The organism is Bacillus sp. FSL K6-3312, assembly GCF_038007485.1.
GTDB lineage: Bacteria > Bacillota > Bacilli > Bacillales > Bacillaceae > Bacillus > Bacillus pumilus.
Genome location: NZ_JBBOXI010000001.1, coordinates 1223900 through 1248965, shown reverse-complemented (window position 1 = coordinate 1248965; position 25066 = coordinate 1223900). Strand labels below are relative to the sequence as shown.

Annotated in this window: 28 protein-coding genes, 1 pseudogene and 1 riboswitch; of the genes and pseudogenes, 7 read left to right on the top strand and 22 right to left on the bottom strand. The window is 41.2% G+C overall.

All coding sequences use genetic code 11. From position 1 onward, the window contains the following. Positions 1-103 precede the first annotated feature (103 nt). From fabI to MHI11_RS06175, 9 genes are all read right to left on the bottom strand, one after another. Positions 104-880 carry an enoyl-ACP reductase FabI gene (gene fabI / locus MHI11_RS06215; RefSeq protein WP_003211867.1) on the bottom strand — a complete coding sequence of 259 codons (777 nt, stop codon included), beginning with the start codon at positions 878-880 and terminating at the stop codon, positions 104-106. A gap of 150 nt (positions 881-1030) precedes the next feature. Beyond that, positions 1031-1837, bottom strand: a complete 807-nt coding sequence (gene thiD, locus MHI11_RS06210; protein ID WP_044139612.1) for a bifunctional hydroxymethylpyrimidine kinase/phosphomethylpyrimidine kinase — start codon at positions 1835-1837, stop codon at positions 1031-1033. A gap of 16 nt (positions 1838-1853) precedes the next feature. Next, positions 1854-2867 (bottom strand): thiazole biosynthesis adenylyltransferase ThiF, encoded by a 1014-nt coding sequence (locus tag MHI11_RS06205; RefSeq protein ID WP_340960689.1) that lies wholly within the window; start codon positions 2865-2867, stop codon positions 1854-1856. Beyond that, positions 2864-3631 carry a thiazole synthase gene (locus MHI11_RS06200; RefSeq protein ID WP_185107543.1) on the bottom strand — a complete coding sequence of 256 codons (768 nt, stop codon included), beginning with the start codon at positions 3629-3631 and terminating at the stop codon, positions 2864-2866. Before MHI11_RS06200 ends, MHI11_RS06205 begins: the two co-directional genes overlap by 4 nt. A gap of 4 nt (positions 3632-3635) precedes the next feature. Further along, positions 3636-3839 carry a sulfur carrier protein ThiS gene (gene thiS / locus MHI11_RS06195; protein ID WP_044139614.1) on the bottom strand — a complete coding sequence of 68 codons (204 nt, stop codon included), beginning with the start codon at positions 3837-3839 and terminating at the stop codon, positions 3636-3638. Beyond that, complete coding sequence (gene thiO, locus MHI11_RS06190) at positions 3836-4948, bottom strand: glycine oxidase ThiO (protein ID WP_340960686.1); 1113 nt, start codon at positions 4946-4948, stop codon at positions 3836-3838. The genes thiS and thiO overlap by 4 nt, the downstream gene beginning before the upstream one ends. Then, complete coding sequence (tenI, locus tag MHI11_RS06185) at positions 4932-5549, bottom strand: thiazole tautomerase TenI (RefSeq protein ID WP_340960684.1); 618 nt, start codon at positions 5547-5549, stop codon at positions 4932-4934. The genes thiO and tenI overlap by 17 nt, the downstream gene beginning before the upstream one ends. Further along, on the bottom strand, positions 5524-6234 hold the full coding sequence (tenA, locus tag MHI11_RS06180) for a thiaminase II (RefSeq protein WP_106065000.1): 711 nt from the start codon (positions 6232-6234) through the stop codon (positions 5524-5526). The genes tenI and tenA overlap by 26 nt, the downstream gene beginning before the upstream one ends. Before the next feature lie 78 nt (positions 6235-6312). Further along, positions 6313-6422, bottom strand: a riboswitch (TPP riboswitch). 59 nt (positions 6423-6481) lie between these two features. Beyond that, entirely contained in the window at positions 6482-8323 is a 1842-nt protein-coding gene (locus MHI11_RS06175) for a monovalent cation:proton antiporter family protein (protein ID WP_106067208.1), read from the bottom strand. Positions 8324-8485: 162 nt separating this feature from the next. Here MHI11_RS06175 and prpE point away from each other — a divergent pair, with 162 nt between their 5' ends. Then, on the top strand, positions 8486-9229 hold the full coding sequence (prpE, locus tag MHI11_RS06170; RefSeq protein WP_106067207.1) for a bis(5'-nucleosyl)-tetraphosphatase PrpE: 744 nt from the start codon (positions 8486-8488) through the stop codon (positions 9227-9229). Positions 9230-9271: 42 nt separating this feature from the next. Here prpE and MHI11_RS06165 read toward each other — a convergent pair whose 3' ends face one another. From MHI11_RS06165 to MHI11_RS06150, 4 genes are all read right to left on the bottom strand, one after another. Then, positions 9272-10138 (bottom strand): RluA family pseudouridine synthase, encoded by an 867-nt coding sequence (locus tag MHI11_RS06165; protein ID WP_106067206.1) that lies wholly within the window; start codon positions 10136-10138, stop codon positions 9272-9274. A 44-nt stretch (positions 10139-10182) separates the two neighbouring features. Next, entirely contained in the window at positions 10183-10983 is an 801-nt protein-coding gene (locus MHI11_RS06160) for an NAD kinase (protein ID WP_003211364.1), read from the bottom strand. Between the two features lie 65 nt (positions 10984-11048). Continuing rightward, the gene (locus MHI11_RS06155) at positions 11049-11678 is read right to left on the bottom strand and encodes a GTP pyrophosphokinase (protein WP_003211990.1); all 630 of its coding nucleotides are present in this window, start codon (positions 11676-11678) and stop codon (positions 11049-11051) included. Positions 11679-11711: 33 nt separating this feature from the next. Then, positions 11712-12077, bottom strand: a complete 366-nt coding sequence (locus MHI11_RS06150) for a UPF0738 family protein (RefSeq protein WP_003210805.1) — start codon at positions 12075-12077, stop codon at positions 11712-11714. A 236-nt stretch (positions 12078-12313) separates the two neighbouring features. On the opposite strand from MHI11_RS06150, the gene MHI11_RS06145 reads away from it, so the two are divergent. The 5 genes from MHI11_RS06145 (at position 12314) to MHI11_RS06125 (ending at position 15743) form a co-directional block, all read left to right on the top strand. Next, the gene (locus tag MHI11_RS06145) at positions 12314-12892 is read left to right on the top strand and encodes a CYTH domain-containing protein (protein WP_050945267.1); all 579 of its coding nucleotides are present in this window, start codon (positions 12314-12316) and stop codon (positions 12890-12892) included. 21 nt (positions 12893-12913) lie between these two features. Beyond that, positions 12914-13681 (top strand): lytic transglycosylase domain-containing protein, encoded by a 768-nt coding sequence (locus MHI11_RS06140; RefSeq protein ID WP_050945269.1) that lies wholly within the window; start codon positions 12914-12916, stop codon positions 13679-13681. A 274-nt stretch (positions 13682-13955) separates the two neighbouring features. Beyond that, complete coding sequence (locus MHI11_RS06135; protein ID WP_008355333.1) at positions 13956-14354, top strand: globin domain-containing protein; 399 nt, start codon at positions 13956-13958, stop codon at positions 14352-14354. Beyond that, positions 14351-15256 (top strand): ClpXP adapter SpxH family protein, encoded by a 906-nt coding sequence (locus MHI11_RS06130; RefSeq protein ID WP_340960679.1) that lies wholly within the window; start codon positions 14351-14353, stop codon positions 15254-15256. The genes MHI11_RS06135 and MHI11_RS06130 overlap by 4 nt, the downstream gene beginning before the upstream one ends. Positions 15257-15569: 313 nt before the next feature. Continuing rightward, positions 15570-15743, top strand: coding sequence for a hypothetical protein (locus tag MHI11_RS06125; protein ID WP_044139629.1), 174 nt, complete (start codon positions 15570-15572; stop codon positions 15741-15743). Between the two features lie 101 nt (positions 15744-15844). Here MHI11_RS06125 and pepF read toward each other — a convergent pair whose 3' ends face one another. The 5 genes and pseudogenes from pepF to MHI11_RS20910 all read right to left on the bottom strand — a co-directional run. After that, a complete protein-coding gene (gene pepF, locus MHI11_RS06120) occupies positions 15845-17671 on the bottom strand; it encodes an oligoendopeptidase F (RefSeq protein WP_284906233.1) in 1827 nt (608 codons plus the stop codon). 214 nt (positions 17672-17885) lie between these two features. Continuing rightward, complete coding sequence (locus MHI11_RS06115) at positions 17886-19046, bottom strand: competence protein CoiA (RefSeq protein ID WP_340960678.1); 1161 nt, start codon at positions 19044-19046, stop codon at positions 17886-17888. Between the two features lie 162 nt (positions 19047-19208). Continuing rightward, the gene (gene cls / locus MHI11_RS06110) at positions 19209-20729 is read right to left on the bottom strand and encodes a cardiolipin synthase (RefSeq protein ID WP_340960676.1); all 1521 of its coding nucleotides are present in this window, start codon (positions 20727-20729) and stop codon (positions 19209-19211) included. An 85-nt stretch (positions 20730-20814) separates the two neighbouring features. After that, complete coding sequence (gene mecA, locus MHI11_RS06105; protein ID WP_034619997.1) at positions 20815-21480, bottom strand: adaptor protein MecA; 666 nt, start codon at positions 21478-21480, stop codon at positions 20815-20817. Further along, a pseudogene (locus MHI11_RS20910) lies at positions 21447-21567 on the bottom strand (hypothetical protein); the annotation flags it as partial. The gene mecA and the pseudogene MHI11_RS20910, both read right to left, overlap by 34 nt. A gap of 175 nt (positions 21568-21742) precedes the next feature. Here MHI11_RS20910 and MHI11_RS06100 point away from each other — a divergent pair. Then, on the top strand, positions 21743-22408 hold the full coding sequence (locus MHI11_RS06100; RefSeq protein WP_340960675.1) for a TerC family protein: 666 nt from the start codon (positions 21743-21745) through the stop codon (positions 22406-22408). A gap of 40 nt (positions 22409-22448) precedes the next feature. Here the strand turns inward: MHI11_RS06100 and spxA are convergent, their stop codons facing one another. The 4 genes from spxA to MHI11_RS06080 form a co-directional block, all read right to left on the bottom strand. Then, positions 22449-22844 carry a transcriptional regulator SpxA gene (gene spxA, locus MHI11_RS06095; protein WP_003211421.1) on the bottom strand — a complete coding sequence of 132 codons (396 nt, stop codon included), beginning with the start codon at positions 22842-22844 and terminating at the stop codon, positions 22449-22451. 193 nt (positions 22845-23037) lie between these two features. Further along, entirely contained in the window at positions 23038-23616 is a 579-nt protein-coding gene (locus tag MHI11_RS06090) for a GNAT family N-acetyltransferase (protein ID WP_106064992.1), read from the bottom strand. A gap of 136 nt (positions 23617-23752) precedes the next feature. After that, positions 23753-24040 (bottom strand): hypothetical protein, encoded by a 288-nt coding sequence (locus MHI11_RS06085; RefSeq protein WP_340960672.1) that lies wholly within the window; start codon positions 24038-24040, stop codon positions 23753-23755. Positions 24041-24145: 105 nt separating this feature from the next. Continuing rightward, the gene (locus MHI11_RS06080; RefSeq protein ID WP_044139933.1) at positions 24146-25066 is read right to left on the bottom strand and encodes an ABC transporter ATP-binding protein; all 921 of its coding nucleotides are present in this window, start codon (positions 25064-25066) and stop codon (positions 24146-24148) included.

Sequence of the window (25066 nt, the reverse complement as noted above, 5' to 3'; positions counted from 1 at the left end):
CCCGATTGATTCATTCCTTATATATATGAGCGGACGACTCAAATCAGAAGAAAAATAAAAAACAGCATACCCTTATTCGGTATGCTGCAAATCATTTAGTTGTTTATCGAGCAATGATATGGAAGCCAGAATCAACATGCAGATTCTCACCTGTCATGCCGCGTGATAGATCACTGAATAAGAATAGAGCTGTATCGCCAACTTCTTCAGGAGTCGTTGTACGACGAAGCGGTGCACGCTCTTCAATATCCTTCAGAATGGTATTAAAGCCACTGATGCCTTTTGCAGACAGCGTACGAATTGGACCAGCAGAAATACTATTCACACGAATACCTTCTGCGCCTAAATCAGCTGCTAAGTATTTCACACTTGCTTCAAGTGCTGCTTTCGCTACACCCATTACGTTGTAGTTAGATACTACACGCTCTCCGCCTAGGTATGTAAGCGTGACAATGCTTCCACCTTCTGTCATTAATGGACGTGCTGCTTTTGCTACAGCTGTTAAAGAGTATGCACTAATGTTGTGCGCCAAAAGGAAACCTTCACGGTTCGTGTTTAAGTATTCACCGACAAGCTCTTCTTTGTTTGCAAATGCAATTGCATGCGCAACGCCATGAATGACTTGTACTTTTTCTTTAATTGTAGCGAAACATTTTTCGATTTCTTCGTCACTTGTCACGTCACATGGAAGAATGATTGAATCATCACGCTCAAGTGTGCTTGCAAGTTCTTTTACAGATTCAGCAAGACGATCTCCAACATAAGTAAAAATCAAACGAGCTCCAGCTTCGTGAAGTGAGCGGGCAATTCCCCAAGCGATGCTTCGTTTATTGGCAACACCCATTACCACGATATTACGGCCTTCTAAAGAAAAGTTCATATGTAATAAAGCCTCCTATTTTTTCAAGACATAGTATTAGTACCTGATCATAATATTATCACAGATCAAGAGAGAATGACAATTTCCGCTGAAAGAAAGTTTCTTTTTCATCAAAAAACCGTCCTCGCAAATGAAGACGGTTCGATTCTCTTATCGTTTGAGCCGTTTTTGCTGATAAGCAAAATGGTTGGTAGGTCCGTGTCCAGCCCCAATATTTAAAGGGAACTTGATGGCTTCATGGACAAAGGTTTCTGCTGTGTCAAAAGCCTCCCTCATGGAGGATCCTTTCGCTATTTCAGCTGTTAACGCCGCTGCAAACGTGCAGCCTGTGCCATGTGTATGCGGTGTATCAATATGTTCATTTGTGACTTCTATAAAGCCTTTTCCATCATACAATAGGTCTGTAATCATCCCGCCAGATGGACCGTGACCGCCTTTGATCACGACATGTTTCGTACCAAGCTCATATAAACGCTCCGCTGCTAGATAGCGATCTTCTTTTGTCTGAATGCGCATGCCTGTCAGCACTTCTGCCTCAGGAAGATTCGGCGTTACGGCATAGCTGATAGGCAGCAAGTGTGTTTTCAACGCTGAGACCGCATCTTCATTTAATAAAGAAGCGCCTCCTTTTGCGATCATCACTGGATCGACAATGAGCTTCATGTCATATTGAACCGTTTTTTCAGCAACTATCTTGATCATGTCTGCGCTCCACAGCATTCCTGTTTTGACGGCATCTGGCAGTAAATCCTCTGCCACTGCATCAATTTGACTTTCTAACGCCTCGTTTGAAAGCGGATATACTCCGTGAACACCTAGTGTGTTTTGTGCTGTAATCGCTGTGATCGCAGACATTCCGAACACACCGAGCTCCTGAAAGGTTTTTAAATCAGCTTGAATGCCTGCTCCGCCGCCAGAATCAGAACCTGCAATTGTGAATGCTTTTTTGATCGTCATTTCATCACACCTCTCATTAGCCAATCCATTGATGATAAATGGTTCTTGCTTTTGCCACATCATTTGTGCCATGGACAAGGGCTCTGCCGTCTTTAAATAAGACAAGCTTATATTCATTCTTTTGACAGGAAAGCAAATACGGATTTTCAAGAACATCCATCCCTGCTTTCTTTAACCGAAGAGCCACTTCGTGTAACGACGGCGGGGTTTCGGCTGCACTGCGGATTTGGACCGTATTGCGGCCGCATAGTACATCTGCTTTCGCTCTCTTGTCATAGGAGAGAAAAGGATATGTCTTCAGTCCGCAGCTTGGACATTGTTTCTTCTTTAAGGAGCTGGTTGATCGGATGTCAGACCGCTCATTGGTCCATAAATCAAACGATCTTAAAATTGGCGTCACTTGATGACCTGTTAAATACTTCAGGGCATCTGCCACTTGATATGCTGCCACCTGCTGCACAACTGGACTAATGATACCGGCTGTATCACATGTCATGCCTTGTGCAGGTAAATGTTCAATCAGGCAGTGTAAACACGGTGTTTCATCAGGAATGACAGTAAATTGAATACCATAGCTGGCGACGCAAGCTCCATAAAGGAATGGAATTTGATGTTTGACAGCTGCATCATTAGCGATCATTCTCACCTCGAAATTATCCGCTGCATCGACAATAATTGAAGCGCCGCTGACCAGTTCATCAATATGTTCAGCGGTCACATCGACGACGATTCCTTTGACCTGCACGTCACTATTTATCTGTTTGAGTCTATTTTCAGCCGCCACGGCCTTTGGCAGCCGATCCTGCACATCTTGCTCTGTGTAAAGCTGCTGACGCTGAAGGTTGCTCCACTCAATATAATCTCGATCTAAAATGGTGACAGAACCAACGCCAGCACGAACGAGCATTTCCGCACTAGCTGTTCCAAGCGCTCCCGCACCAATAATGACAGCCTTTGAGTCATTTAACCGCTTTTGCCCCTCTAGTCCAATTGGCTGAAAGAGCTCTTGTCGTGAATAGCGTGTGCTCAAAATGCCGGCATTCCTTCCTGCGGACTGCTTGCTGTCCCATAGTTTTTCAAAGAAATACGTCCCGCCTCGAAGCCTAGCCTTCCTGATTCAATCGCCAGCTTCATGGCTTTTGCCATTTTCACAGGGTCCTTTGCACCTGACACAGCGGTGTTCAGTAATACAGCGTCAGCCCCTAGCTCCATCGCATAAGCCGCATCCTTTGGAGAGCCTACACCAGCATCAATAATCACCGGTACCTTTGCCTGCTCGATAATAAATGAGAGATTCAGAGGGTTTAGTAAGCCTTGCCCTGAACCAATCGGCGAAGCACCTGGCATGATGGCATGGACACCAAGCTCTTCTAATTTTCTTGCCAGTACCACATCATCAGATGTATATGGCAGCACGATAAATCCTTCTTCGAGTAGCATTTCGGATGCTTTTAACGTTTCGACTGGATCTGGCAGAAGAGACCTTGAGCAGCCAATGACTTCTACCTTGATCATGTCACACAGTCCAGAAGCCTTCGCTAAACGAGCAATTCGAACTGCCTCTTCCGCTGTACTAGCACCAGCTGTATTCGGAAGCAGCGTATATTTTGATAAATCAAGCTGCTCCAAAAAGTTTGGCTGAGATGCTTCGAAAATGTTCATTCTTCTCACAGCAAAGGTTAATATTTCTGCTTCTGATACGTTCACGGCTTCTTTTTGGACTTCAAATGATGGGTACTTCCCTGTACCAAGTAATAATCTAGATGTGAATGTTTTCCCGCCAATGTGCAGCATGTTGTCATCCTCCTCCTACAAAGTGAACGATTTCGATCGTGTCATTAGGTTCAATTTTCACTTGTTGAAACGCTTCTTTATCAATAATTTCTTGGTTCTTTTCCACAATCACTACTCGATTTTCAAGCTGATAGTCTGATAGCAGGTCATAGATCGTTCCATTCTCTTGTTCGAAATCAACGATTCTGCCATTCAATTGAATTTTCATACAAACAGTGCCTCCTTTCGGCCAATACGAAATGCGTGAAGCCATTCCGTTTTGACCGGCTCACCTAATATCAGTTCGCGAATGATTTCTCCAGTAATCGGGGCAAGTAAAATGCCATTTCTGTAATGCCCTGCAGCAAAAAGAATACGCTGATCTTCTGGATGTCTACCAATGTAGGGATGCCGGTCGCTTGTCGCCGGACGAAGGCCAGCCCAGCACTGATCAATCGGCATCTCCTTGATCGAAGGCATCAGCTGTGACGCCTTTTGAATGACAGCTTCAATGCCGCCAAGCGTCGGAACAGTTTGCCACTCGTTTGGCTTCATCGTTGCGCCAACGACCAGTTTGCCGCTATCTCGTTGAACAATGTAACAATGATCATGATAAATGGTGTGTTGGAGTGCTGGACCATGATTCCATACAGACACACATTCCCCTTTTACTGGATAAAGAGAATGAGATAATCCAAGCTCTTCAAAAAAACGGCCAGACCATACACCACTTGCTACAGTGAGATCATCACATGTGAATGTTCCCTTCGTTGTTCTAATCGCTAACGCTTCTTTCTCCCGCTTCACTTCGATCACGGGTGTACACTCTTTCACTTCTGCCCCGTACCTGACCGCCGCCTGCCAAAATGCCCGGCATACCGCATAAGGTTCGACATGAACATCCTCTTTAATCAAACCTGCTCCTAAAATGTTCTCTGCTATTTGAGGCATGCATTTTTTTACGCTGCTTGCGTCAAGCCACTCAAATGTAGACAAATGCTGCATCCGGCAAAGTGCTTGTTTCTCCTCTTCTGAAAAGGCTACCTTCATGATACCGCCCGCTGATGTTCGAATATCAATGCCAGATTCATGCTGTAGATCGACTTTTAACTTTTCGTACAATGCCTGGCTTGCTCTGCCTACTTGAAAAAAAATATCCTCATGACCCTCTCCTTCAGCATGTGCACCGAGCATCCCAGCAGCCGCACTTGTTGTTTGCTTCCCTACCTCATTCGCCTCAAGTAAGACGACCTGCTTTCCTGCTTTTGCAAGGTGATAGGCAATGGACATCCCTATGATTCCACCACCAATGATTGCCACATCATAATGCTTCTTCATAAGGATGCTCCTTTACTTGTTTAGAAAATGCTTGTGCCATCTTGCGCGGCTGATGATGAGTAAAAATTCCAGACATGACAGCAATCCCTTTCACATTCGCGTGTCTCAATTCTGGTATGCGGTCAGGTGTCACACCACCGATCGCCACGACTGGAATAGATAGTAGAGATGTCAGTTCTTTCACAAGCTGTATGCCTCTTGCCTGAAGTCCTGGTTTACAAGTGGTGTCATATACGTGCCCAAATATGACATACTCTGCTCCATTTTTCTCAGCTACTTTCCCTTCTTCTATCGAATGAACAGAGACGCCCGCATGAAGATGAGGGAATTTTTTACGCAGCTCTTTTGGCGAAAAGCTATGGCCCGGGAGATGTACCCGGTGAATATTGGTGAGCAGCGCAACGTCTACTCTGTCGTTGATGATGAGCTTCTCTTTCGGTACACCTTCTAAAAGGAGACCTTTCACGAGATCAACAAGCTCACTTGCTGTTTTAGACCGTTCCCGGATATGAATAAAATCCACTTCAGGTGTAATGTTTTTTATTTGTTTGATCAGCTCACTCGCAGGAAGCGAATCATTTGTCACTGCGTGGAGTTCCATTTGCACCAACCCCATCTAAACATGCTGTTTGCCACAATTCTTTTTGATACGCCATCTCCCAGAAATGGTATTCGTAATAGCTAGAAATCACAAAATTTTCTTTCATATTGGCCCGTACATGTTCTGGTGCTTTTTCGGCTAGTTCATCAAAGCGGTTGACCTGTTCAAAGACGAGTTCCTTAAACCAATCCCCTCCATATGTCAAAATCCATTCTTGATAAATCGGATGGTCAGGTGTGGTTTGTTTCAGCTTTTCACCCACCTCATAATAAAGCCAGTAGCACGGCAATAACGCAGCTAAAATCTCTTCGAATCGTCCACTTTTCACAGACCGGTACATATGTGAGGTATATGCGTAAGCAGTGGGAGAAGGCTTAAAGTTTTCGATGGCTTCATCTGAAATCTCTAAAAGCTCTGTAAACTTTCTATGCAGCGACAGCTCCGCTTCATACGTTCCCTGCGCATGATACGCCATTCTGCCCGTCGTATGTAAGTCCTCACTAATCGCCGCTCCATATGCTTGCACCTTTGCAAAATGAGTTAAATAATATGAATCCTGCATCACATAATACGTGAAACGATCGAGTGACAGCGTGCCATCTCCAATTCCTTTCACAAAGGGGTGTGTAAAGCTTCCATTCCACCATGTTGCTGCTGCTTCTTTACATTCAATTGAAAACGTCATGTTCCTCTCCTCCTGTTTTTCCATATAAAAAAGCCACTTTCCGCGTGGAAAGTGGCTTGGAATTTGTCAAAAACATAGTCAAAAACCGCACCACTTCCCTACGCAGGTATGAACCTGTTCAGGTAATGAGGGTCTAAAAGTCGATACTTTTATCTCAGCCCTTTTAAAGGACTCCCCTAGTGGATCAAATATATGATGTTGTACTTCTATCTTAATCAGGAATTGTTCATTGGTCAAGGGTTCATTCTCACTCTAATTGGGCTCTAAGTCCTGCTACATACTCACGAGAGCCCGACACAAGCACACGGTCACCGCTTCTAAGCGTCGTATCTCCATGTGGGACTAAACTGTCTACCCCTCTGAAAATACGGACAAAGACCAAATCGCCGGTAAACGGAAATTCCCTCAGCATGACATTGTGATAGCGATGATTATTCATTTGAATTTGATACAAGGAAGTATCCTCATTTGTTAATAATCGAATCGCATCCGGTGCTTCAATCAAGGCTCTTAGCACCGTTTTAGATGATAGGAAATTAGAAAACGTATCAATGCCCGCTTCCTTCAATGTCAGCTCTGCCTCAGCTTTGCTCACACTCGCAATGACTTGTTTCGCTCCTTCTTCCTTTGCAAATAAAGCAATTTCCTTATTTTTCGTCTCACTGCCTGTTGCGACGACGAGGACATCCTCCTGGCCAACGCCTGCCTTTCGCAGCGTCTCATCATCGTACTCTTCAATCGATTCGACTTCAAAGATGGAGTCGGCAAGCATCGCTTCTTTATTTTCTTGAAAGACATGCAAAATTCGAATATCATATTCATCCTGATGTAAATCGAGTGTGACAGGTAAGGTCAGCTGATTTGCACCAATAAAGGTCACACGTTTTTTATGGCTCGCAGCTTGCTCTTTTTTAAACAGCGCTTTAAACCAGACAGGCGTTAATATACTCGTGAGTATCGCGACTAAAATCAGCGCGCCGGACATTTTATGATCAATGACTCCGAGCCGCTCCCCGATCGTCGCAGCTGCAATGACGAGTGATAATGTCGATGTTAATAAAAAGCCAGAACCGATCACTTTTTTCATGTCATACCATTTTTTCAAATAAAGAATCGGGATGAGCTTACTAATCAGTAATGCAATAAATAGAAGCGGGATCATGATCATAATGGTTGGGTCCTTGAACAGTGCCCATATATTCAAATCCACGCCGACCATCACAAAGAAGATGGGGATCAAAAATCCGTAGCCAAATGAATCCAGTTGCTGGACAAGCTCTTTATTCGGCGAAAGAAGGGACACAAGTACGCCCGCTAAAAACGCTCCAAGAATATTTTCAGCACCGAGTGATTCAGATAAGGCAACTAAGACTATAATGAGAGTAAAGATCGCCCTTGTCCCAATTTGCACGGTCCCTTTTGACATGGACTGAAAAATTGACTTTGTCTTAAATACGCGGCCAAATAAATAAAGAAGGATGCCCGCAGCAAATAATAAGAGCAGAAGCCACATATTCCCTGTACCATCGCCATAAATGGAGGAAAATACAGCAAGTAAAATCATCGTCACCAAATCAGCAATGACAGCGACAAGCAAGATGATTTGACCGATATTCGTCTGCATCAACTTTTCCTCTTTTAAGGTGGGAACCACTACCCCTAATGAGATCGTCGATATAATAAGCGTCATTAAAAAGGCATTTTGGATAAACCCTGCAAGGACAAACGCATAGGACAGAATAAAAGAAATACTAAATACGCCAAGAAAAACAATAGTGGCTGCTTTAAACGTATTCGGTTCTTTTAGACCATTTGGTAGTTCTCGTGCTTTCTTCTTTGACTCGAAAGAAGAAAAATCTATTTCAAGTCCACTTAAAAACATCAGAAAAATAAAACCGAGCATGGATAACGTATCTAACCATGCATCATGTTCAACAACCAGCTGAAGACCGCTTTTTCCAATGATGAGCCCCATGATGATTTCAGCAACAACGACCGGAATGGTCAGCTTAAATCGGTGCAATAAAAGTGGGGTGAAAAAGGCGACAATAATAACGATAACGAGTGATGAAACAGATGTATGCTCCATTGGCTAAAGCCTCCTAACATTGATGTTTAATCTTCTAAGGTTTACGTTAAAGCATTGATTCTAACAATTGCCTAAACGAAAAGAAAGCCATTCGTTATATGTTCTAAAATTCAAACTTCTTTAGCCCCGATGAATGGATGAGAAAAATCAGGAGGAAATCTTATGACATTTGATATCATTGGTGATATCCACGGCTGCTACGAAGAGCTGCTTACCCTCATACACAAACTAGGATACGAACTCAAACATGGATTACCCGTCCATCCTGATAAGAGAACGCTAGCCCTTGTCGGTGATTTAACAGATCGAGGACCTCAGTCAGTAGATGTGATGCGATTTGTCATTCATGCCTACTCACACGGCGCGATCCGCTACGTACCTGGCAACCATTGCTTTAAGCTTTATCGTTATTTAAAAGGAAATCCGGTGAAATTACTTCATGGCATCGAAACCACAGTGAACGAAATAAAAAAGCTGCCCCTTCATGAACAAACCAAATTGTCACATGAATTTAAGCAGCTATTTGAGAAGGCTCCGCTTTACGATGTACTTATTCCTGATGAACTGATGATTGCTCACGCAGCGATGAAGGAAAAGGACATTGGTAGAAAGCCGAACAAACAGATGCGATCCTATCTATTATTTGGCGCAGTCACAGGAGAGACGTGGCCGGATGGACGACCTGTGCGGAAGGATTGGGCAAAGGAATATCGCGGAAAACCATGGATTGTCTACGGACATACACCAGTGAAAGAACCACGATTTGTTGGCAGAACTGTCAACATTGATACAGGCTGCGTATTTGGCCACCGGCTGTCTGCCCTCAAATATCCTGAGCTTGAAACGGTTTCTGTTCCTTCCTCTATGCCTTATGACGATTCAAGGTTTCAGCATTTCACATCATAAAAAAACCCGGCCCTGCGCTTGCAGGTAGCCGGGTTTCTCTATTTAAAGCAGCAATGATTTCATGTCTTCAGGAAGCGGAGCCGAAAATGTCATTACCTCTCCAGTCATCGGATGAGGAAAGACAAGAGTCTCACTATGCAGTGCCTGCCGGTTCATCCGCTCACTCGTTCCGCCATATAACGTATCTCCGATGAGTGGGTAACCAAGATACTGCATATGAACACGAATTTGATGGGTTCTCCCCGTTTCAAGTGCTAGCGTCACAGCTGACATGTTCAACTCAGCGTCCACCGCTCGCACTGTAAAATGCGTCACAGCTTCCTGTCCAGTATCATCGACCATTCGCTCAATGATACTATCTCCTTTTCGGGCAATTTTTGCACGAATGGTTCCATGCTTTTCTTTGATCATGCCATGTGTAAACGCTCTGTATGTTCGTTTGACCGCTCCACTTTTCTGCGCTTTTGATAAAAGGCTGTGGGCAAAACGATGCTTGGCCACAAGCATGACGCCAGATGTATCACGATCCAGACGATTCACTAAATGAACTGTCAGCCGAACAGACTGCTCTGCATAATGGTGCAGCAACCCATTTGCAATACTGTGCTCTGGGTGCTCCCTAGAAGGAATGGACGGGATATATGGCTTTTTATTTAGCACAAGGACATGCTCGTCCTCAAATAAAATATCAAGCGGAATCGGAGCAGGCTTTAGCCCTTCACTCACTTTTTCCTGTGGGAATAAAATGGTGAGCCTGTCTCCGTTATGCAGCTTGTATCTCACAGTCACATGCTCGCCATTAATGAGAAGATCACCGCCATCAAATTTAATATCCGTCAGCATTCTTTTCGAAATGCCAATATCTATTAAATAATCCTTTAAAAGCAGCCCTTCTTCTTTGGCTGTCATGGTTTTGTTTAGTGTAAAGTATTCCAGCGAGAACGACCTCTTTCTTATTCTCCTTTTCCGATAAAGGAATCTTGCACCCTTTTCCAAAACGGAAATGGTCTAAATCGGGCAAAGCGGACATTCTCGTCTGCTACCCGGCATTGAATGGATTTGACATCCTTATGAAGCAGCGTCAAATGATCAATGGTTACCTGAAAATCGACATCATTCCTCGGCTTTATGACACAAGTATGGTGGTCTGGTAAAATAAGCGGCGAACCGACCGTTCGAAACACTCTGTTGTTGATTGAAGCCATTTCTGCCAGCTGAATGGCTCTAATGGAAGGATGAATAATGGCGCCCCCAAGTGCTTTATTATAGGCTGTACTGCCAGACGGTGTAGACAGACAAAGACCGTCACCTCTGAATGTTTCAAACAGCTGACCCCTAATTTCAACATCTGCCACAAGTGTCCCTTCCATACTTTTAATCGTACATTCATTCATGGCTAAATATTTCTCTTCTCTGCCGCCATCGTTGTATCTGACAATGACTTCTAAGATCGGATATTCCACAATGTGATAAGGGGTTTTCGCAATAGCTAAAACGAGTTTTTCAATTTCACTTGGCACCCAGTCAGCATAAAAACCAAGATGACCTGTATGAACACCGACAAAAGCTGTTTCATTCAGACGGTCGCTATAACGGTGAAACGCATAAAGAAGGGTGCCGTCTCCACCAACCGTAATGACAAGATCGGGTTCCTCTTCATTGAGTTCCATCCCGAAATCCAATAAGTAGGTCTGAATTTTACTTTTGAGTGTGTCAGATACAGAATTCCCTTTCGAAGAAACTGCAAATTTCATGAATTCTTCTCCTTTTCCACCTTGCTGCTATGAGAGGGCAGCATCATATTTGATCAAGCACAGGCTCAGCTATCGTTTTTCTTTTTCCGGGAAAATGCCACTTGTGCTTCTTGAATTTCCCCTCTAATTTCAGACATCTCATCATCAAGAAGAGATGCTGCCTCGGAAGCTCTTTGAAGGCGCAGCTTGACTTTCTCCGGGATATTCCCGCTATATTTATAATTCAGAGAATGCTCAATGGTCGCCCAAAAATTCATCGCAAGTGTACGAATTTGGATTTCGACGAGGAGCTGCTTCTCTCCATTAATCGTTTGCAGCGGATATAACACAACAAGGTGGTACGAACGGTATCCGCTTTCTTTATGCTCTGCAATATAGTCGCGTTTATCAACAACCACGAAGTCTTTTCGTGACTGGAGCATTTTTTTCACGACTTGTATGTCTTCTACAAACTGGCACATAATGCGAAGCCCAGCAATATCCTGCATCGTTTCGATTTCATGCATTGGGATGTTTTTACGCTTTGCCTTTTCTAATATGCTGGCAACAGGTTTCACTCGGCCTGTAACAAATTCTACTGGTGAATGGTCATCCTCGAATTCATACAGCTTTCGAATGCCTTTTAGTTTCACTTTTAATTCTTCGACTGCTTGTTTATACGGTGCGAGGAATTGATCCCATTGTTTTTTGTCCATGAAACTTCCCCCAATTCCATATACCTAATTATTTCAGAGGAATGTGCTCTTCACTTTCTCTTCCATATCTCCGTAATTGGCATTGTCTTTAATATTGTCGATTAAATAATGTAATTCTTGATGAAGCTGAATGAGTTCTAACGAATGTCCTCCCGCTGTCAAATAGACAGGGATGTCAAGATTCATTGCTTCTTTTAATGGAGTCCATGTATGTTTCCCTAAGATAAGATATGAAAAGGACTCCTCGTTTTCAAGTATGTAAACGAACGCAAAGTGATCAGAATCAACAAGCATTTGTCCTGATGCTTTTGCTTTTTGGATTTGCTCTTCTGACTTGGTCGTCAAAATCAGCCTGTCTTCTTTTAAAGTTGCTTCTGCGATTTCAATTCGGTTTTGCATCATGATCTCCTTTACAACAAAGTACAGCTTTATTTTATCATATCAAGTTCAATATTGATAAACCGAACTTATTGAGAAAATCCTATTTTCTTCTTATAAATGATCCTTTCACGTAATTATCCATTGATTTTGGCACATGTGGAAAGAGAAATAATAGATAAAAACAGTCTTTTACATGATGAACATACTTCATGTACAATAATCATATTTCCTCTAAATGAAAGGTTGATGTCAAAATGGCACAGGAAATTGAAATAGAACTAAAGCAATTGTTAATGAAAGAAGAATTTGAACAGTTGAAACAACATTTTCAATTGAAGGATTCGGATTTTCACACGCAAACCAACCATTACTTTGATACACCTCAATTTGATATAAAATCTCAATTCGCTGCATTAAGAATGAGAGAAAGAAACGGTCAGTGGGTTCTCACGTTAAAGGAACCACACGAAATAGGCTTGCTCGAAACCCACCAAACGATCGCTCCTCCTTCAAGCCTTGACGATTTCCAGCTGCCAAAAGGTGAAGTGGCTGACAGGCTAGATCATTTGAACATTCAAAAGGATCAAATTGTGTATTTTGGTTCACTTGAAACGTCAAGAGCAGAAAAAATGATCAAAGAAGGCTTAATTGTTTTGGATCACAGCCGATATTTAACAGTAGAGGACCATGAACTTGAATTTGAAGTGAGCGACCTGGAAATCGGACAAGCCGCATTCTCCGCATTGCTCCAACAATTCCAAATCCCTGTTCGAAACACGAAAAACAAAGTCGTACGTTTTTATGAAGAGAAAATGAAAACACAGAATAGATGAATTCCTTGAAGGAGGAACATGATGAACGTCAATCAACTTCAATCCTTTATGCAGCTCCAAGCGCTTAAAACATTACAATCAGACCCTGGACAAACGCAAATGCCGGGCGGCCAAGAATCGACTGCACAAGCTTCATTTCAGTCGCTGCTGCAAGATTTTTTAGGCGGATCAGAATTATCACGCCTGCCGCTTTCAATTTCTGCATTTATGGGAACGGACCCATCAACGGCTCCGAACACGCAATACGCGCGTACAAACCCATACTTATCTGCTATCGCTGGCGGTGAGCAGCTTCAAGCTCAACCTTCATATGCGAATGACGCTCCATTGAATACAGCAAATGGTATTGGGAATGTCTTAAACAACAGCTACACGCCGCCGCTTCAAAAGGCTGTTTCAAGCGGCTCATCATCAAAGGAAATTAATCAAATTGTGTCACAAATGGCTCAAAAACATGGTGTTCCAGAAAAGCTAATTCATGCGGTCATTAAGCAAGAATCTGGCTATCGTACGAATGCGGTCAGCCATGCAGGCGCGCTTGGCCTTATGCAGCTTATGCCATCTACAGCTAAGTCACTTGGCGTGAATAATGCCTTTGATGCGGCCCAGAACATCGAAGGCGGCACGAAGTATATCAAACAAATGCTTCAGAAATATAATGGAAATGTCTCACTCGCCTTAGCTGCTTATAATGCAGGCTCAGGAAATGTTGATAAATACGGCGGCATTCCACCATTTAAAGAAACACAAAATTATGTAAAGAAAATTACAGCACAATATTTCGCTTAAACCGAAGAGAATAACCTCTTCGGTTTTTTGTATGTCGCTTTTCACCCTTTTTTGACTGAATGTGTTATGATATGGTCAATTGATCACGGAACCCGCCTCTCCCCTTATTTCCAATAGACCAAAGCGGTTTGTTTGTGGAATTGAGATGAGGTTGTTAAAATAAGTACAAGAATAGAAACATTAAAATAGAACAAACTGAATATCACTTTTGAAATAAATGAATTCACAATAGGGCGCTTCATCCTATTAACTACGAGTAAAAGGAGTAGTCAACATGGTACAATCGTTTAACGCACCTTACGAAGCGGTTGGAGAGGAACTTCTATCGCAACTTGTTGATACTTTTTATGAAAATGTAAAGTGTCATCCTTTGCTTCATCCTATTTTCCCGGATGACTTAAAAGAAACAGCAAGAAAACAAAAACAGTTTTTAACGCAATATTTAGGCGGACCCCCGCTTTATACAGAGGAGCATGGCCACCCCATGCTACGGGCGAGACATCTCCCTTTTCCGATTACTGAGGAGCGGGCTGACGCATGGCTTGAATGCATGGAGGATGCAATGGATCAAGTAGGATTAACCGGCGATATTCGTGACTTTTTATTTGAGCGGCTTTCTTTAACGGCTCGTCATATGGTCAACCAAACACCTGAAAAGGATGGACGATCTTGAGCTGCAATACGCACGATCAATATTTCTCACACTGTCACGGACATCCTCAAAAGCCGATTGAAATTTATGTATTCATTGACCCTCTAAGTCCAGACTGCTGGTTATTAGAGCCATCCATTAAAAAATTGAAAATGAAGTACGGCCGTTTTTTCACTTTACGAACGGTGACAAGCTCTAGTATTAATGCATTGAATCGAAAACGAAAAAAGCATTTACTGACCGAAGCGTGGGGGAAATTTGCGACCAAAACTCAGACCAAAAAAGAACAAATGCTGTCTGAACAAATTGTGACTTCACCTTATCTCGCCTCGCTTGCATTAAAAGCGGCTGAACTTCAAGGTAGAAAATGCGGAATGAAATTTCTGCGTCTCATTCAAGAATCACTTTTTTGCCATCAGCAAGATGTTACAAGTGAACATGTACTGCTAGAAAATGCAAAAAGCGCTGGACTAGACATCGAGGAATTCCAGCGCGATATTCATTCTCAAAGTGCTGTCAAAGCACTAAAATGTGATATGAAAATTGCCGCTGAGATGGACGTGTCTGAGCTTCCGACCTTTGCCTTTTTTAATACAGTAAACGGAGATGAAGGATTAAAAATTTCAGGTGCGTACTCTTATGATATATACGAGGAAATCCTTTTTGAAATGATTGGTGAAAAACCAACACCTTCAGAACGACCTCCAATTGAATGGTTTATTGCTTACTTTCAATTTGCATCTGCTAAAGAGATTGCGGTTGTTTATGACCTGACACTTGAAGAAGTTGAACGAGAAATGAAAAAGCTAGCTTTCGCTAAAAAAGTCGAACGTGTACAAGTGCATCAAGAAATGTTTTGGCGCTATAAAGAAGATGATCATCATTCAGATCTTGATGTCTATCGCTGTGAGAATGAACATTGAATGAACATGGGTGCTGACCCATGTTTTTTCTTTACCTCAAAAAGGAACATTTGTTCTTTTTTAAACCACGAAGAAACCGCGCCGGGATAAGCGCGGTTTCACTATGTCTTAACGACAACAAAGGGGATGGGAGAAATTTTTCACGGTCAAACAAAGGGGTAATGTTTGTATGTGATTAATTTCACATCTGTAGTATATCAAATTTTGTCGACTTATGACAACAGATATACTATATGTTCATATTTTTGTCACAAAACATAAGAGGGTTGTCACTTTCATATAGTGAAAGTAACGAAAAAATGGAGGGATCTGCATGCGTAGCACAACCATTGGACTTGTTTCCATTGGCTTATGTTTCTTTTTAAACATATTAGGCTTAATGAAAATGCTTCCTCTTTATCTCACATCGCCACTCTTATTTGCTGCAATACTTTTTACACTTTATCGAATGAACCACCGGAAGACCTTTAAGGGATTTAAAGGTTGATGATAAGGATCGGCCTCTTCATGCGAAGAGGTCTTTTTTGTGAAAAAAAACTCCTGTCAAAAGATGAGTATGCACTCACACGTCTGACAGAAGTCTTTTCATTACTCACCCGTTTTAGAGATGAGCTCTTCCATTTCTTTTAATTTTTCTTCGAACAATTGACATGCTGCTTCGATTGGTTCTTTGGAAGCCATATCAACACCCGCTTTTTTCAGCACATTGATTGGATAATCAGAGCTTCCTGCTTTAAGGAAGTCTGTGTAGCGCTCCACCGCAGGTTTTCCTTCTTCTAAGATTTGCTTGCTTAATGCCTGTGCAGCACTATAGCCTGTTGCATATTGATAGACATAATAGTTGTAATAGAAGTGAGGGATTCTCGTCCATTCTAATCCGATTTCTTTATCCACAACCATGCCGTCTCCAAAATACTTCTTGTTCAGGTCGTAATAAAGGTTCGTCATGAATTCTGGCGTTAAAGCCTCTCCTTCTTGTGCTTTCACATGAATCAGATGCTCAAACTCAGCAAACATCGTCTGTCTGAATACCGTTCCTCTAAATCCTTCTAGCAAGTGATTTAACACATACAAACGCTGTTTTTTATCATCTAGATGATTCAGCAGGTATTCTCCTAGTAACGCTTCATTTGTCGTGGAAGCTACTTCAGCTACAAAGATGCTATAGTTTCCATACGGATATGGCTGGTGCTTTCTTGTATAGTAGCTATGAACAGAGTGCCCAAATTCATGAGCCAGTGTAAATAAATTATCAATATTATTTTGCCAGTTCATGAGGATATAAGGATTTGTGCCATAGCTTCCAGATGAATACGCACCGCTACGTTTCCCTTTATTCTCATAAACGTCTACCCAGCGATTATTGAGTCCCTCTTTTAACACGGACACATATTCTTCTCCTAATGGCGCTAACCCTTTTAGCATATAATCCTTTGCTTCATCGTAGGTTAGCTTCATGCCAGCATCTTTTACAAGTGGTGTATACAAGTCATAATTGTGCACTTCATCAAGCTTTAACACCTTTTTACGCAATTCAATATAACGGTGTAATAACGGTAAATATTGATGAACGGTATCAATTAGATTGTCATATACTTCTTCTGGAATACTGTTTCGAGATAGTGCTGATTCTCTTGCCGATTTATAATTTCGTACTTTTGCATAAAAATTATCCTTTTTAATCGAACCGCTCAGTGTCGAAGCAAGCGTGTTTTTATACTGATCATACGTTTTATACACAGCTTTAAAGGCATTCTTTCTCACTTCACGGTCATCACTGTTTAAAAATGTGATAAAGTTGCCGTGGGTAATTTTCTTTTCTTCCCCATTTTCATCTTTTACAGAAGGGAACGAAATATCAGCATTGTTAAACATACTAAAAGTAGTAGATGAAGTTGAGAGAGGTTCAGATGCCTCAGCTAATAATGCCTCTTGCTCCTCACTTAAAATATGTGGACGTTCTTTATTAATTTCTTCAAGAGCATGAGAATACAGTTTTAATTCTTCTTTTTCCAGAATAAACTGCTGCAATTTATCTTCTTGAATCGACAAAATCTCTGGAACAATATAAGCAGAAGTACTAGAGAGTTGTGTAAATAAATTCGATGCTTTATCATTCAGCGCTTGAAATGATGAGTTAGTTGTATCCTCATCGTATTTCATGTGCGCATATGTATAAAGCTTGCCAAGCTTTTCAGAAAGCTGATCCTGAAAGGTTAGGGCTTCATACAGTACATCAGCAGAATGGGCGAGCTTGCCTTTAAATTGGGCGAGCTTAGGAATTTCTTTTTTGACCGCTTCGAATTCCTTGTTCCATGCATCGACGCTTTCAAAAATATCTTCAAGTCGCCATTTGTTTTCTTCTTTTACTTCGCTTCTGTCTGGTAAATGGTTGTTTTTGCTTTGTGAAGTCATATGAATCCCCCTTGCATAAGTTGTGTTGAACCAACCTTTCGGAAAGTGAAAGAAATTGGTGTTGTATTTATCTTCTTTGTTTTGAACTATATTTGTCAAATCATATGCAGAAATAAATACCAAACAGACTAAAAAAATGAGAAAAAAGCGTTTCTTTCTATTCAATCGCAGCACCACCTTTTTCTTATCATGATCAAAGTGGGCATGAAACATGCTAATGAAATAAGAAAGCATCTCGTTTGAACGCTTCATCTACTGTTTGTATTGGCATTTGATTTGACTCTACTTCATAATTACCCTCTTTTGTCATGTGTAAAAACCCTTGTCTAACAAGCGCATGAACATATGCAGTGATGACCTCTTTTATTTCTTCTATTGAAATATCGCCATATCGGAGCTTTACTTCTTTCATCTGGACACACCGCTTGATTTCTTTCATCAGCAGTTGAATCGTTACTGGCCTGTTTCCTTTTTTCCTCATTATCCAATCATACAGACACCCCTGCCAGACGTAAACGGGACTTGTGAAGATATACGCTTCTTTCAGCGGGATAAATAATTCAGTTGGCAGAAAAGGAAAAGCTGTTTGATGATGCTCATAAAAAACGTCTCTCAACCGTTTGCTTTCATTTGATAAAATACGAGGAGGCCGCTGCCTAAATTGCTGTATACATTTTAGCCATTGTTTGTAGACTTGACGCTTGCTTGAGGGCGGCGATAGAATATCCGAAAGTTTGCGGTATGCTGTTGGCGGTCTGACAGTCATGGCAGCACATATTTTCGTTGGTTGAAATACAAGGAGTTGAGCAAGATGGATGAATCGGTTCTGGAGCGGACAATAAAAAATCAGACTTTCTTTCTGTGATTCCCTTAACATTCCCCAATGAATGGAGGAGAAGGAAAAGAGCTGGGCAGATTTTCGCTTTAAACGATTTGCTCCTATAACCCATATAGGGAAGAGCCCTGCTTCGCGGAGTCCTGCTGTCCTTTTACGGAGCTCTTGCCGTGAAATATTTGAGCATTGATATTCGATTGCATAGCTTGTTCCTCCAATAGAGACAGCCACGTCAGGACGCTGATGAATCTTTGACACATACTTTTCAAGCACCGGTTTATGTCCAAGCCGCTGAAGCCAATTCATAATGGCTTCTTTCCCCGCCTGATGATATGCCGTTTCGCCTGAGGCTAGTGGACATGTTGTCAGCTGTTTATGTGCAAAATGATAAACACGTTGTTCACCAAGCTTTAATTGCACTTCTTCCCTGCATTCAGGGCAGTAAAATTTGCACATCGTCCTGACATGCTCCAACCTGTTTTTAGATAAGTGATGTGTAATTCGAATAAGTTTTCCATTATCCATGATCGCTGTATTCATTCAGTTCGCCCCTTTGTCTTTGTTGACCGTATTATAGCTTTTTCATCTATAAGAGAGCGAATAGGTAAAATGAACTTTTGTTGTGTGAAAATATAATTTTACTGATGTTTTCTTGAGGAAAATGAAAAAACCCCCTTGATAAAAAGGGGGAAAATACAATCTTTATAGTAATGGCGATAATAATCTTGCTGTTGATTCAAAGAGTCTGACCCTTAACGGTCTCTTTGCAAATTCTTCTGGGACAATCTCGTGCGACTGCTCTAAATCACCTAAGAAGTCGTTCACGAGCTTCTCAGTGCTGTTCGTTTTATAGAGGAAGGCATTCACTTCAAAATTCAAATGAAAGCTTCTCATATCCATGTTGGCCGTTCCTATCGAAGCCAGCTCACTATCCACAATGATAAATTTACTATGCATAAAGCCTTGATCATATTCATACACCTTTGCCCCTGCTTCTAAAAGCTCCGGGAAGTATGAACGGGACGCATGGAAGACGATCCGTTTATCTGGATTCTTCGGTGCAATAATCCGTACGTCTACTCCGCTTAATGCAGCAATTTTCAGTGCAGACAAAATATCATCATCTGGCACAAAATATGGTGAAGCGATCCAAATAGACTTTTTGGCAGAGATAATCATGGAGAAAAAGAGATTTTTAATGACCTCCCACTGTTTATCAGGTCCGCCAGCGATCATTTGTACGCCTTGTGTTGTGCTTTCAAGGTGGCTGAAATCTTTAAAGTAGTCCACACCTGCGCATCTTTCATTCGTCATATAGTACCAATCCTGCATGAAAATCTGCTGCAGGTCACGAACAGCTTCACCCTTAATCATCAAATGGGTGTCACGCCAAAATCCATATTGTCTGCTTCTACCCATATATTCGTCTCCAATGTTCAGCCCGCCAACAAATCCAACTTCTCCATCAATCACGACAATTTTTCGGTGATTTCGGAAATTGATTTTATTATTTAACAGAGGCAGCCTCACGGGTAAAAATGGAACGATCTGAACGCCAGCCTTTTCGAGGTCAGCAATATATTGACGAGAGAGCTTTAAACTCCCTACATCGTCATATAAAAAGCGGACAATCACGCCATTTTTCGCTTTATCAATGAGAATATCTTTTAATTCTTGTCCAAGGTCATCGTGGCGGAGAATATAATATTCTAAATGAATGTGATGTGTCGCCTTTTTGATTTCTTCAAAAATATGAGAGAATGTTTCTTCTCCATTCGTCAGGACTTTAGAGGACGTGCGATACGTAATAGGGGTATGTCCAAGTCTGTGGGCCAGCTTAAATAAGAGCTGCTGATGATCACCCATATGCGTCATTTTCTCAATCGCTTCTCTATGAATATGTTCATCTTCCTGGATTAACTGTTCGTCCAGGATGGCTTTCTTTTCAAACAACCGGCGCTTTTTGATATTGCGTCCAAAGAAAATATAGAACAAAAAGCCGAATAACGGAAAGCTGCCAAGCAGGACAAGCCACGTTATCGTTTGAGATGGATTCCGGTTCTCCAAGAATATGACAAACCCGATGAAGATAATCGATAAAGTGAATAGAACACTGACAGAACTTAATACACTTACCGCTAAATCACCGGCAATTAATTGAATGACTAAATAAGCACCTATCGTAATGATAAGAAAAAATAGAACTTTGACTAAATTTCTCATTTCATTTTCTCCTTGCCGATCTCTTTATTTACCTATTCATTCAGATAAAAAAGCCGATTCCTCTATAGAAATCGACTTTTGTTGGTTACGAGAAGTGCTGTTGAATCGTTTCAAGGGCATTACCTTCGATAATCAGCTGACCATATTCTTTCAGTCTGTAAATGCTGACCACTGATTCATGAGCATATTCAAGCAAAATGCTGAGCTTATTCTCCACTTGCTCATCTGACAAATCCTCGTGGAAGTCAACATATAGATAATAACGGTTTTCAAACGAATATAAACTTGTGGTAAAATCCTGCATATTTAATTGAGAAAGTGCAATCAAATCTTCAAAGTCATCCATTTTCAACACAAATTGAAGTTGAAGTTTTTTGTCCTTCTCATTATCGTCTTCTTGATCCTGCTCTTCTTTTTGAAAATCATCAAGCAGTGCGTCTAGACTTTCTTCATCTGTTTGATCTTTTTTATCTTCTGGAATCGGCAATTCGAGCTTTTGTCCATCTTTAGAAAGTTGGGCTTTCGTCACGACAATTTCAAGACCTTTGTCAAGTGCCTGCACTTGAATCCAAAGCGGTCCCTCAACTGCAAATTCTTCTTCTTCGTGCACTTCGTCCATTACTTCCCAAAACAGCTCTTCACTGCGTTCACGATTATACCAAATCTCTTCACGGTCAAATCCGCGGTCTTCAATATCACCGTAGGAAATATAAAATTTCACTGTATGTTCATTAATTCTTTCAATTTCCATTTTGCCAACCTTCCCTTCTATATAAGATGTTGAAGGGACATACAAGCTCCCAATTAATAGTACTTTACTACACTTTACCCGTTCCGTCTACATGTTAACCTTTTAAAGAATTGAGGTATTGCTTTGTACTGTCTATTTTATGATAAAACATGAATAAAAGAAATAAAAACGCATTTTTTGCAGAGAAAACTTACAGAAACATATATTTGAATTGTCTTCATATATTGGTTGTACGAGCTCTATTAGACATGAGGTGAAATGGATGGAAACAGAGTGGATCATATCCTTACTGATGATTATTGGCATCGATCTGATTTTAGGCGGAGATAATGCGTTGATCATTGCGATGGCTAGCCGCAGCTTGTCAAATGACAAACGCAATAAAGCCATATGGATCGGCACACTTTTGGCAGTGCTGATGAGAATAACAATGACAGGTGCCGCAGTTTATTTATTGACCATCCCTTATTTGCAATTTATCGGCGGACTTTTTCTCCTTTATATAGGATACAATTTGTTAATTGAACAAAAGAAAGAATCGATTCGCATTAAAAGCAGCGGCTCCCTTTGGCGTGCGGTTCAGACCATTGTGATTGCCGACCTCTTTATGTCACTTGATAATGTGATTGCAGTTGCAGGAGCGGCAAAAGGCAACATGCTGCTGACCGTTTTTGGCCTGATGATTTCAGTACCGATTATTATTTGGGGAAGTAAGCTGATTCATGCCGCTTTCACCAAATTTCCGTATCTATTATACGGAGGAAGTGCTCTTTTGGCTTTTACTGGCGGTGAAATGATTGTTCGTGATGTGAAATTGAATGAATTTATGACTCAGCATGCGACTCTTGAATTGATGCTTCCGTTTTTAACAGTCGTAATGGTCATTTTAGCCAGCCTGTTTTACGAACAAACGGCTGAAAACAAATAAAAAAAGCTGCCAAATGATCGGCAGCTTTTCGTTTTTTCTATTAGTTAGCAAGTCGCTGAGCTTCTCTTAGTTGGAATGTACGAACCGTTCTTGGAAGGAAACGTCTAATTTCATCTTCATTGTAGCCAACTTGTAGTCTTTTTTCATCCAAGATGATTGGACGTCTTAAAAGACCTGGATGCTCATTGATCAGTTTATACAATTGTTGAAGAGGCATTGTCTCAACATTCACATTTAGCTTTTGAAATACTTTTGAACGTGTTGAGATAATTTCATCTGTACCGTCTTCAGTCATTCGAAGAATTTCTTTAATTTCATCGATTGAAAGAGGCTCTGAAAAGATGTTTCTCTCTTGATACGGAATATTGTGCTCTTCTAACCACGCTCTTGCTTTTCTACATGATGTACAGCTTGGTGATGTGTATAATGTTACCATAAATCTTCACTCCTCAATTTGTAGAATGAATATTGATCTGTATTCTTAAATTAAAATTGTTCTAAATAAGTAATCTTTATAGTGATTATACTATAAAAAAGTAAGTGTGAACAGATATTCTTGCAATTTTTGTGACAAAAACTAGACAATTTCATTCATTTTGTGGTGTTGCTTGATGTCTGAACATTCTCATTTAGTCGAGATGATCGAAAATATTTTTTTGTTTTTTATTTTCAATGACCTTCAACACATCATCAACATCCTCATACGACTGCCCATACCATTCTTCATCTTTATACGTATGGATTCGTTCATAGGTCTTCCTCATAGCCTCCATCATTTCTTCCTCATTATCTGTAAGAGGCGACCAATAAAGGATTTCCATGCGGTTCACTTCATTTGTTGCAAGTGACCTGCGTTTATAACCGATTGATTCTGCATGCTTGAAGTGCTCTCTTTGGTAAAACTTTAGGCGTTTTGCAGTATCTGCATCATCTTCATCTACAGGCTCGACCTCAAGCAAGATCGGTTTCTTTTTTTCCTTCAGCTTATGAATGAGCTTTGATCCGAGGCCTTCACCTCTTGCATCTCTGGAAACAAATAAATAATCAATAAAGATGAAAGAATCAAATTCGGCGTACATCATCACATGATGAGGTCCTTCCTCCTTATGATAAACATCACTTCTTTCCTTTAATAAAGCTTCCATATGCTCTTTTGACTTCATTTCTTCTATCGGGAAGTATTCACTGAGCTTTTCATACCAATTCATGGATCCGCTCCTTATGATATAGTGAAGAACCACTTCCTTAGATATTCCCGATTTCCTGCTATTTAAACGCCTGTACTAGTAAGACGCAGCAAAGTCTCCTCTAGTTTCACTTTTTTTCAAACAACAGAAAAAAGTTTTATATCGAACGATTCATGAGTAATTGAAAACAGATAAACAGGATGAGTGTCATCCCAGTTTGGAACATGATGAAATAAATATACTTCATGCGCCTTGCTTCCTCTTTCTGATTGCTTGTTTTCCGGTGAAGCATATATTCCACGGAAAAAGACAAGATGCCAATGAGCACCATAAATATGAGCATCCACTGTCCTCCATTTGGTTTTCTCAAAAACGACGTTGAAAAAAGCATGAATACAATGAGAAAGTGAAAGAATGAATAGCGAAACGTCTTCCATATCGACATTTGATTTCCTCCTAGAACCCGCTTGTTGCTAAATAGAAATTACCATCATCTTGTTTTTTTGTAAAATAAAAAAAGAAGCACTGACATAGCAGTGCTTCTTCCTTCTTATGATTGTTTTGCCTGAAGCTCTTTGAATTCTTCCTCTGTGCAGCTCACAAAGTGACCTGGCTTCACTTCACGGAAATCAGTGTTTGTTCCTTTGTGAACGGAAGGATCATACTTGATTCGCTTGCGGTTACGCTCATAATCTGGATCTGGAAGCGGAATCGCAGATAGTAATGATTTTGTATATGGATGAAGCGGGTTTTCGTATAATTCATTCGCTGGTGCCAGCTCTACCAATTTCCCGAAATACATCACACCAATTCGATCGCTGATGTATTTTACCATGGACAGGTCATGGGCAATGAATAAATACGTTAAGCCTTTTTCTTCTTGCAGTTCTTTCATTAAGTTAACGACCTGCGCTTGAATCGACACATCTAGTGCAGAGATTGGTTCATCGGCAATGATGAAATCTGGCTCAACTGCTAATGCACGGGCAATTCCGATACGCTGCCTTTGACCACCAGAGAATTCATGCGGATATCTGTTTGCATGCCCTTTGTTTAAGCCAACGGTTTCAAGCAACTGGTACACACGCTCTTTACGCGCTTGCTTTGATTTCGCAAGGCCATGAATGTCAATGCCCTCTGCAATGATATCAAGCACTGTCATTCTAGGGTTCAGTGAGGCATATGGATCTTGGAAGATCATCTGCATTTGACGGTTGAACTCAAGCATTTTTTGTCTTGATTTCTTCCCGTGTACATTTTCCCCTTTATAAAGAACCTCGCCATCTGTCGCATCATAAAGTCTAATGATGGATCGGCCCGTAGTCGACTTACCACATCCAGACTCACCTACAAGACCTAGTGTTTCACCTTTGTAAATATCAAATGAAACGCCGTCAACTGCTTTCACCGTTCCTCTTGCTGTATGGAAATGCTGCTTTAAATTTTTGATTTCTAACAATTTTTCTGCCAT

Excerpts from the sequence above, each read along its gene's own strand:
- fabI (WP_003211867.1), bottom strand. The coding sequence starts at position 880 with ATGAACTTTTCTTTAGAAGGCCGTAATATCGTGGTAATGGGTGTTGCC.
- thiD (WP_044139612.1), bottom strand. The coding sequence starts at position 1,837 with ATGACGATCAAAAAAGCATTCACAATTGCAGGTTCTGATTCTGGCGGC.
- MHI11_RS06200 (WP_185107543.1), bottom strand. The coding sequence starts at position 3,631 with ATGCTGCACATTGGCGGGAAAACATTCACATCTAGATTATTACTTGGT.
- thiS (WP_044139614.1), bottom strand. The coding sequence starts at position 3,839 with ATGAAAATTCAATTGAATGGCAGAATCGTTGATTTCGAACAAGAGAAT.
- thiO (WP_340960686.1), bottom strand. The coding sequence starts at position 4,948 with ATGAAGAAGCATTATGATGTGGCAATCATTGGTGGTGGAATCATAGGG.
- tenI (WP_340960684.1), bottom strand. The coding sequence starts at position 5,549 with ATGGAACTCCACGCAGTGACAAATGATTCGCTTCCTGCGAGTGAGCTG.
- tenA (WP_106065000.1), bottom strand. The coding sequence starts at position 6,234 with ATGACGTTTTCAATTGAATGTAAAGAAGCAGCAGCAACATGGTGGAAT.
- MHI11_RS06175 (WP_106067208.1), bottom strand. The coding sequence starts at position 8,323 with ATGGAGCATACATCTGTTTCATCACTCGTTATCGTTATTATTGTCGCC.
- prpE (WP_106067207.1), top strand. The coding sequence starts at position 8,486 with ATGACATTTGATATCATTGGTGATATCCACGGCTGCTACGAAGAGCTG.
- MHI11_RS06165 (WP_106067206.1), bottom strand. The coding sequence starts at position 10,138 with ATGACAGCCAAAGAAGAAGGGCTGCTTTTAAAGGATTATTTAATAGAT.
- MHI11_RS06160 (WP_003211364.1), bottom strand. The coding sequence starts at position 10,983 with ATGAAATTTGCAGTTTCTTCGAAAGGGAATTCTGTATCTGACACACTC.
- MHI11_RS06155 (WP_003211990.1), bottom strand. The coding sequence starts at position 11,678 with ATGGACAAAAAACAATGGGATCAATTCCTCGCACCGTATAAACAAGCA.
- MHI11_RS06150 (WP_003210805.1), bottom strand. The coding sequence starts at position 12,077 with ATGCAAAACCGAATTGAAATCGCAGAAGCAACTTTAAAAGAAGACAGG.
- MHI11_RS06145 (WP_050945267.1), top strand. The coding sequence starts at position 12,314 with ATGGCACAGGAAATTGAAATAGAACTAAAGCAATTGTTAATGAAAGAA.
- MHI11_RS06140 (WP_050945269.1), top strand. The coding sequence starts at position 12,914 with ATGAACGTCAATCAACTTCAATCCTTTATGCAGCTCCAAGCGCTTAAA.
- MHI11_RS06135 (WP_008355333.1), top strand. The coding sequence starts at position 13,956 with ATGGTACAATCGTTTAACGCACCTTACGAAGCGGTTGGAGAGGAACTT.
- MHI11_RS06125 (WP_044139629.1), top strand. The coding sequence starts at position 15,570 with ATGCGTAGCACAACCATTGGACTTGTTTCCATTGGCTTATGTTTCTTT.
- pepF (WP_284906233.1), bottom strand. The coding sequence starts at position 17,671 with ATGACTTCACAAAGCAAAAACAACCATTTACCAGACAGAAGCGAAGTA.
- MHI11_RS06115 (WP_340960678.1), bottom strand. The coding sequence starts at position 19,046 with ATGAATACAGCGATCATGGATAATGGAAAACTTATTCGAATTACACAT.
- cls (WP_340960676.1), bottom strand. The coding sequence starts at position 20,729 with ATGAGAAATTTAGTCAAAGTTCTATTTTTTCTTATCATTACGATAGGT.
- mecA (WP_034619997.1), bottom strand. The coding sequence starts at position 21,480 with ATGGAAATTGAAAGAATTAATGAACATACAGTGAAATTTTATATTTCC.
- MHI11_RS06100 (WP_340960675.1), top strand. The coding sequence starts at position 21,743 with ATGGAAACAGAGTGGATCATATCCTTACTGATGATTATTGGCATCGAT.
- spxA (WP_003211421.1), bottom strand. The coding sequence starts at position 22,844 with ATGGTAACATTATACACATCACCAAGCTGTACATCATGTAGAAAAGCA.
- MHI11_RS06090 (WP_106064992.1), bottom strand. The coding sequence starts at position 23,616 with ATGAATTGGTATGAAAAGCTCAGTGAATACTTCCCGATAGAAGAAATG.
- MHI11_RS06085 (WP_340960672.1), bottom strand. The coding sequence starts at position 24,040 with ATGTCGATATGGAAGACGTTTCGCTATTCATTCTTTCACTTTCTCATT.
- MHI11_RS06080 (WP_044139933.1), bottom strand. The coding sequence starts at position 25,066 with ATGGCAGAAAAATTGTTAGAAATCAAAAATTTAAAGCAGCATTTCCAT.